The sequence below is a fragment of the Ruminococcus sp. YRD2003 genome, assembly GCA_900109435.1.
GTDB classification, from domain to species: Bacteria; Bacillota; Clostridia; order Oscillospirales; family Ruminococcaceae; genus Ruminococcus; species Ruminococcus flavefaciens_G.
In genome coordinates this window covers 73,488-80,572 of sequence record FNZT01000016.1, presented here as the reverse complement: position 1 = coordinate 80,572, position 7,085 = coordinate 73,488, and the positions used below count along the sequence as shown (strand labels likewise).

Here is a 7,085-nt window from a genome sequence, read left to right as displayed (position 1 = left end):
CGAAGCTGCAAACGCTCTGAGAAGATGCGACCCGGAGTTCAAGCGCTTCTACGCTCTCAAATACAAAGAGGCTAACAAGCACAATCATAAACGCGCACTCGCTCTCACTGCCAGAAAGTTGGTCAGGTTAGTCTATACACTGCTGAAGACTAACCGCCTGTATATCCCGCCGGAGGAATATTAATCCGGCAACTCCAGCCCGCCGAAAAATTTTTTCGGTGCGGGCTTTAGTAGGAGATGCCTTTTTTGTCTCTTTTTAGGCAGAGTATACGGTTTCCTCACTGTTTTTTCTACTTTTTGTCTATTGACATTTTACCGTGGGACTCTTTTATTTGAGCCTCACGCTCGAGCACGGCTTCCTTGTATTTCTCCAGAGCCTTTTTAGCGTCGAGCTTATTTTCTTTATTCCACAAGGATTCATCACTAACGATCTCGTAAACGAAATCATCTTTATTGAGTTCTTTTTTCTTTTCATCATATTCTACGGCGTTAAGCAGTGCCTTTTCTCCGTGCTTTTCCGCGAGCAGCAATGCAGCGATATTATTGACGACTATCTCTTTTGTTGGAATAATACCGTTTTTCTTGAAAGTGTTCTGGTATTCTATTTCGTTTTTGATCGTTTTGTTCCGGTTGTAATTTTTCTGGAATTCGATCTCATCTTCTATCTGTTCATCGGTAAGACGCTCCTCTTGGGGCAGATCATAGTTTTTCTTCTCGAGTAAGGTCCTGTTATTGTAATGTCTGAGCGTTTCATTTTCTTTAATGCCATGCAGCTTTGAGCAATAAGCGATAAGATCGGGGAGTTCCTTTTTGATCTCCTTGCTGAGCAGGCGGGCGGCATTGACTCTCTGTCTTCCGACTCCGCTGACGCCCTTGGTGAGGTTTGAGATACCGCTGTGTTCTTTATCGTAATCGTCGGCAGCCTTTGCGATCGTTTGCAGTGCTTCAACGATTTCTTTCGGATTTTTGTCATACATTACTTCAGTCTCGGAAAAGTACATACAAGCATTATACAGCGCCTTGAACGTAGACGAAGAGTCCTTGGAGTAATAGTGTTCCACACCTGATGAAGTGAAAACGTCCATGCTGTTTTTGAGAGCATTTTTCAGATCAAGAGTCTTATTTTTGAAAACTTCTACATTATTGCGCTGCTCAGTGCGGAGCGTTATATTCTTGTCGTTTACTGTCCTGCCGTTGAATTCCTCCATATCCACCACTTTAATGGTGTCGCTAATACCGACATAAGTATCCTTTATCTGCTCTTTCAGCGTGGAGTGCGTACTTTTTGCGAGTTTAGCGATCTTCTTGCCGACTCCGAGTCTTTCGGCATTGGCTTTCTTGCCTCTCTCGCTGACATATTTCGTGCCTGCTTTGGAGAGGTCGTCTATTATTTTCATTATCTCTTCGGGCGACTGACCTTCGGCGTTTATGGAAGCTGCTCTGGCAAAAGCGTAGTGCATTTCGCGGAACTGCTGAGAAGCCTTGGGATTATTAATTGTGAGCACACGCATATTTCTGTACAGTGCTTTTGCGTCTTCTACGAATTCGTCCACCGACTCCTTAAAGCTGTCGATCAGTCTGATATTAGCTTTATGACGCAGCTCTTGATTGTAAAGCGAGGCTTCTGCACCTTTCTCCTTATCGAGCGGTACAAAGCTCTTGCCGATGAGATTGGTGTTTTCAAGAGCAAAGGTGTACTTGTTATCCTGATTGACGAGTCCTGTCAGGATATCGTTTGAATCCTTGGGAAGATAACCGTTTTCGACGAGCTTGTTCACAGTTTTCCTGACCTCGGGTTTCGTTGCCTCGGCGCTCAGCTTCTTCATAATATTGAAGAAGTCGGCGTAGCACTCGTTCACGCCATCCTGATCGATAGTTGGATTTCCCTTCTCGAAAACGAAAACATTATTCATATTCGGAAATTTTACATTGCTGAGCTGATCGCTGTATTCAAAGAATTTCTCGAGCTCGGGTATCTTGTCCAGTTTGAGCTGGCTGTTGATGTGCGTCAGGACAGAATTGCTTTGTAATACGGAATAGATGACATTTACATCACTTATTCTTGAAACATCCCAGCCGTTATCGAGAGCGATCTCCTGCTCGTTCATACGTACTTCTTCGTCTGAGACGACATCAGCCGAGAGCAGCTTGTAATTTCCTCTTGTTGCGTTATCCTCAATGGTTCTCAGAGACGCCCTTACCGAGTCACAGGAAGCTTTCATTTCTTCCTTCAAGCTTGCCTTGGTATCCGCGTCAAGGAACTTGTTCCTTGTTTTCTTCTCGAGTTCGCAGCGCTTTTCGGTTGCTTTCAGGTAGTCGGCAAGCTGGCTTTCACCGAGAGAAATGTTGAAGGTCGCTGAAAAAGGGACATTCATTTGTTTGATTGACTGCAAGTACTTTTCGTTTTTGAAGTTGGGGAAAGAAGTAGTCTTTATTACGTCGGTACCGAGCAGCCAGCTCCCGACATTATTCGTATAGAGCAAAGAATCCTTTCCGCACAGTTCGTCAGCGATAAAAGCTGTATGCTTAACGAATGCCTTCATTGGTTCATATGATTTGTTTGTGATATTATCAGCAAATTTTTTCATCAAAGAGCTGAGGTCGGCCATAGCGCCCATGTGCTTGTCGGCGTCATCTGCGTTCAGCGCTGCCACAGCGGCATTGAGCTTGTCACACTCATCTTTTTTCAATCCGTCCTCTTCGTTTATGATCTTGAGTATATACTGAAAAATATCGGAATTGATCCAATCTCTCATTATTTCGACATGATCTTTTTTCTCAAACATGATAAAACCTCCGTGATTTAAAGCTTTCTCTGAAATGCGAAGGGCATGATGTCAAAAACAAAGATTTAACTATCATTTCCATTCACGCGCATCCAATGTAACAATTATATCATAATTACACAGAAAAGTCAATGATTCTGCGAATATTCGCCATAATTTGCACCAAGGAGAAACCGTGCCAGATATTACTTTTGGTATATGAAATGCACCGTATTGACATTGTTCCGAAATGATTATATAATATCAGTAATGACGCGGCGATCTGCTCCTGAAGTTCTGATGAAGCATCGTTTTCGGGACCCGACCGTCCAAATAATTTCACAGGAGACAGCCTATGAGAGTACGTTTTCATCTTCCTGATTTTTCGGGCAGTTTCAAGCTCAACCTGCTTTTCGCCGATATGGTGAAGCAGCATCCCGAATACTTCCGCGACGGAGTCGAGATAGCCTCGGTTTACGGCGTATTCCCGCCGTGTCTGTGGAACGGCGGCAGGTCGCAGGGCGGCAATTCCGACAAGGCATACATGAAAGCCGTCATCAAGGAGTTCAACGACCGCGGGATACCTCTGCGCTTCACGTTCACGAACCTGATGCTCGAAAAAAAGCACCTCAGCGACGAGCGCTGCAACATGATGCTGAACCTTGCAAACAACGGCATGAATGAGGTGATAGTGGCGTCGCAGATGCTTGAGGACTACATCCGCAGGAACTACCCCAAGTACAAGCTTACGAGCTCAACGTGCAAGCGGCTCGACTCCGAAGAGGCGCTCACAGCGGAGCTCGGGAAGGACTACAACGTCGTCGTCGCGGACTACGACCTCAACAACAGATTCGACATACTCGAAAAGCTCCCGCGCAAGCAGGACGTCGAGCTGCTTGTAAATGCGTGCTGTCAGCCGAAATGTCCCATGCGTGTTCAGCACTACAAGGACATCGGACAGGCACAGATAGATTTCTGCGCACACATCAAAAAGTATCCGAACGTGCCGTTTGACATTGCCAAGAGCGACCCGCACAACTTCCGCGACTGCCCGTACTCAAAGCGCAATATCTACGGCATACGCGACCTGCCAACACATATCTCCCCCGAGGCGATATGGGAAAAGTACGTGCCTATGGGCTTTGAGCAGTTCAAGATAGAGGGGCGCACAGCCAGCACTTTCAACAAGATAGAGACCTACCTCTACTACATGGCAAAGCCCGAGCTGCGCGACGAAGCGCGCTACTACCTCCTAAACATCATGGAGGAGGCGGGCGCGCTCATCTACACGTAAAAAAGAGGGCTTGACAGAACATCTTCTGCCAAGCCCTCTGATCGAATAATGAAAAGAGAAGGATCACGGTATCCACCGACACGGATCCATTCTCCATTCACGTGCCTTTGCCAGTATATCGCTGATAAAGGCGCTTTTCATATTTGTGTAGCTGTCTCTGTCGTCGGGGTACTGTTCCGCGAGGTTGCGCTTGAGCTCGGAATAGGCGCGCGCGTCCACGCTGTGACAGTTGAGATAATCGCGCATATTCAGGTAGTTTTCCCACGCTTCCGAGCCATACCGCACGACATGGACATGGTGCGTCCTGTAGTCGAACCCGCCGCAGACGTAGAGGTATTGCTCGGGCACGTCATGTCCGCGGAAGATGAATCCGTGTTCCGCGAGGACATCATTCAGCGCGAGGACGTCACCCAAATCCGCCGCACCGACCGCTATGTCGATTATCGGCTTTGCGCAGATGCCATGTACAGCCGTGCTCCCGACGTGCTGAATATCGGAAGCCGCACCGTTAAGAAGCTCCCGAAGTGCAGTAATTGTCTGCTGAGCGGCTGTCACCCACGCATCATTATGCGGCTCGACCGCCACCTCACCGCGGCACAGACCGAGCTCCGTTCGCTTACCGAAGGCTTTTGCAAGTGCCCAGTCCTGCATGGCGAGGAACATTCTCCCCTTGATATCGCCGTATCTGACCCACATGAACTCGTGGTCGCTCTCTGTCGGGGCGGATATTTTCTCACCGAGCTCGCCGCGGTAGTAGGTCTGTATCGGGTGAAAAAAGCCGAATTTCTCATGATAGCAGTATGTCTCGGCAGAGCAGACCATCTCCCCGACTGATACCGCGTAACCCGCCTCCTCAAGGCACTCGCGCGCTATGCAGTCGGTATGGGACTCGCCGCTCTCTATTCCTCCGCCGAGCAGGAAATAGCCCTTGGGAGTGCGCACCACGTCGACCGTATCTCCGCGGACGGGAATGATATAAGCGCCCTCCCTGTCGTAGTATTTCTCGTTTTCCTTAATGCCGAAGACCTTGTGCATACTACCACCTCAATTTCTATTTTGATTATACCTCAGCGGCATAGAGTTGTCAACATCGGCACGGTGAACAGCCGACAAAAAAGCCTTGCATTCTCTTCGGCTTTATGCTATAATAATACTGTATAAATATGCGAAGAGAGGTATCATTTTGGCTAACGATAAGATAAGGAATTTCTGCATTATTGCTCATATAGACCATGGCAAATCGACGCTTGCCGACCGTATCCTCGAAAAGACCGAGACGGTCGCCGTGCGCGACATGGAGGACCAGCTCCTCGACAATATGGACATCGAGCGCGAGCGCGGAATCACGATAAAGGCGCGCGCCGTCCGCCTGAAATACACAGCCAAAGACGGCGAGGACTACATCTTCAACCTCATCGACACCCCGGGTCACGTTGACTTCAACTACGAGGTCAGCCGCTCACTGGCGGCGTGCGAGGGAGCGATACTCGTCGTTGACGCCTCACAGGGCATCGAGGCGCAGACACTCGCGAACACCTATCTTGCGATAGAGCACGACCTCGAGGTAGTACCCGTCGTAAACAAGATAGACCTTCCCTCCGCAGACCCCGAGCGCGTATGCAACGAGGTCGAGAACGTGATAGGCATCCCCGCAATGGACGCGCCGCGTATCTCCGCGAAACTGGGCATAAATATCGAGGAGGTGCTCGAGCGCATAGTCACCGACATACCCGCCCCCAAGGGCGATACTGAAAAGCCGCTCAAAGCCCTTATTTTCGACAGCTACTACGATTCATACAAGGGCGTTATCATCTACGTCCGCGTGAAGGAGGGACGCGTGAAGGTCGGCGACAACATCCGCCTCATGGCTACTGGAGCCGTTTTCAACGTAGTTGAGGCAGGCTTCATGGACGCGACCAGTCTTGTGAACAACGGCTCGCTCGAAGCGGGCGAAGTCGGCTATATCGCGGCATCTATCAAGTCCATCGGCGACACCCGCGTCGGCGACACTGTCACCAACGACGATGCCCCCTGTGACGAGCCGCTCCCGGGCTACCGCAAGGTGAATCCGATGGTATTCTCGGGCATATACCCTGCAGACGGCGCGAAATACGGAGACCTGCGCGAAGCACTCGAGAAGCTCCAGCTCAACGACGCGTCGCTCTCCTTCGAGCCCGAAACGTCAGTCGCGCTCGGATTCGGATTCCGCTGCGGCTTCCTCGGGCTGCTCCACATGGAGATAATACAGGAGCGCCTTGAGCGCGAGTACAACCTCGACCTCATCACGACAGCTCCGTCGGTAATATACAAGGTCACATTCACGAACGGCGAAGTGAAGTACATCGACAACCCCACCAACTATCCCGACCCTGCCCTCATACAGACAGCCGAGGAGCCGATGGTCAAGGCGAGCATACTCTCGCCGTCGGACTACGTCGGCAACATAATGGAGCTCTGTCAGGACAGGCGCGGCGTCTTCAAGGATATGAAATACCTTGATGATACGCGTGTCGAGCTTCACTACGAGCTCCCGCTGAACGAGATAGTATACGACTTCTTCGACGTGCTGAAGTCGCGCACCAAAGGCTATGCGAGCTTCGACTACGAGATGCTCGGATACACGCCGTCCAAGCTTGTAAAGCTTGACATCCTGCTCAACGGCGAGATAGTCGACGCGCTGAGCTTCATCATCCACGCAGACAGTGCATATACGCGAGCCCGAAAAATAGCGGAAAAGCTCAAGGAGAACATACCGCGCCAGCTGTTTGAAGTTCCGATACAGGCGGCGATAGGCGGCAAGATAATCGCCCGCGAGACAGTCAAGGCGATGCGCAAGGACGTTCTCGCGAAGTGCTACGGCGGTGATATCACGCGAAAGAAGAAGCTGCTCGAAAAGCAGAAGGAAGGCAAGAAGCGCATGAGACAGCTCGGTACCGTAGAGGTGCCGCAGGAGGCGTTCATGAGCGTGCTCAAGCTTGATTCGTAAGCGGCTGTAGGGGCGAGTTCCGCTCGCCCGCACTTTTTCA

The 7,085-nt window shown here is 50.1% G+C and carries 4 protein-coding genes and 1 pseudogene; 3 read left to right on the top strand and 2 right to left on the bottom strand.

Going from position 1 to position 7,085, the window contains the following annotated elements; genetic code table 11:
- Positions 1 to 184, top strand: a pseudogene (locus tag BMX22_RS13395) (IS110 family transposase); the annotation flags it as partial.
- A 106-nt stretch (positions 185 to 290) separates the two neighbouring features.
- Here the strand turns inward: BMX22_RS13395 and BMX22_RS13390 are convergent.
- Positions 291 to 2,786, bottom strand: a complete 2,496-nt coding sequence (locus BMX22_RS13390; RefSeq protein ID WP_074742927.1) for a hypothetical protein — start codon at positions 2,784 to 2,786, stop codon at positions 291 to 293.
- A 334-nt stretch (positions 2,787 to 3,120) separates the two neighbouring features.
- On the opposite strand from BMX22_RS13390, the gene BMX22_RS13385 reads away from it, so the two are divergent.
- Entirely contained in the window at positions 3,121 to 4,059 is a 939-nt protein-coding gene (locus tag BMX22_RS13385; protein WP_074742926.1) for a hypothetical protein, read from the top strand.
- 63 nt (positions 4,060 to 4,122) lie between these two features.
- Here the strand turns inward: BMX22_RS13385 and BMX22_RS16940 are convergent, their stop codons facing one another.
- On the bottom strand, positions 4,123 to 5,094 hold the full coding sequence (locus BMX22_RS16940; RefSeq protein WP_318259751.1) for a GrpB family protein: 972 nt from the start codon (positions 5,092 to 5,094) through the stop codon (positions 4,123 to 4,125).
- Between the two features lie 148 nt (positions 5,095 to 5,242).
- On the opposite strand from BMX22_RS16940, the gene lepA reads away from it, so the two are divergent.
- A complete protein-coding gene (gene lepA, locus BMX22_RS13370; protein WP_074742925.1) occupies positions 5,243 to 7,045 on the top strand; it encodes a translation elongation factor 4 in 1,803 nt (600 codons plus the stop codon).
- Positions 7,046 to 7,085: the final 40 nt, after the last annotated feature.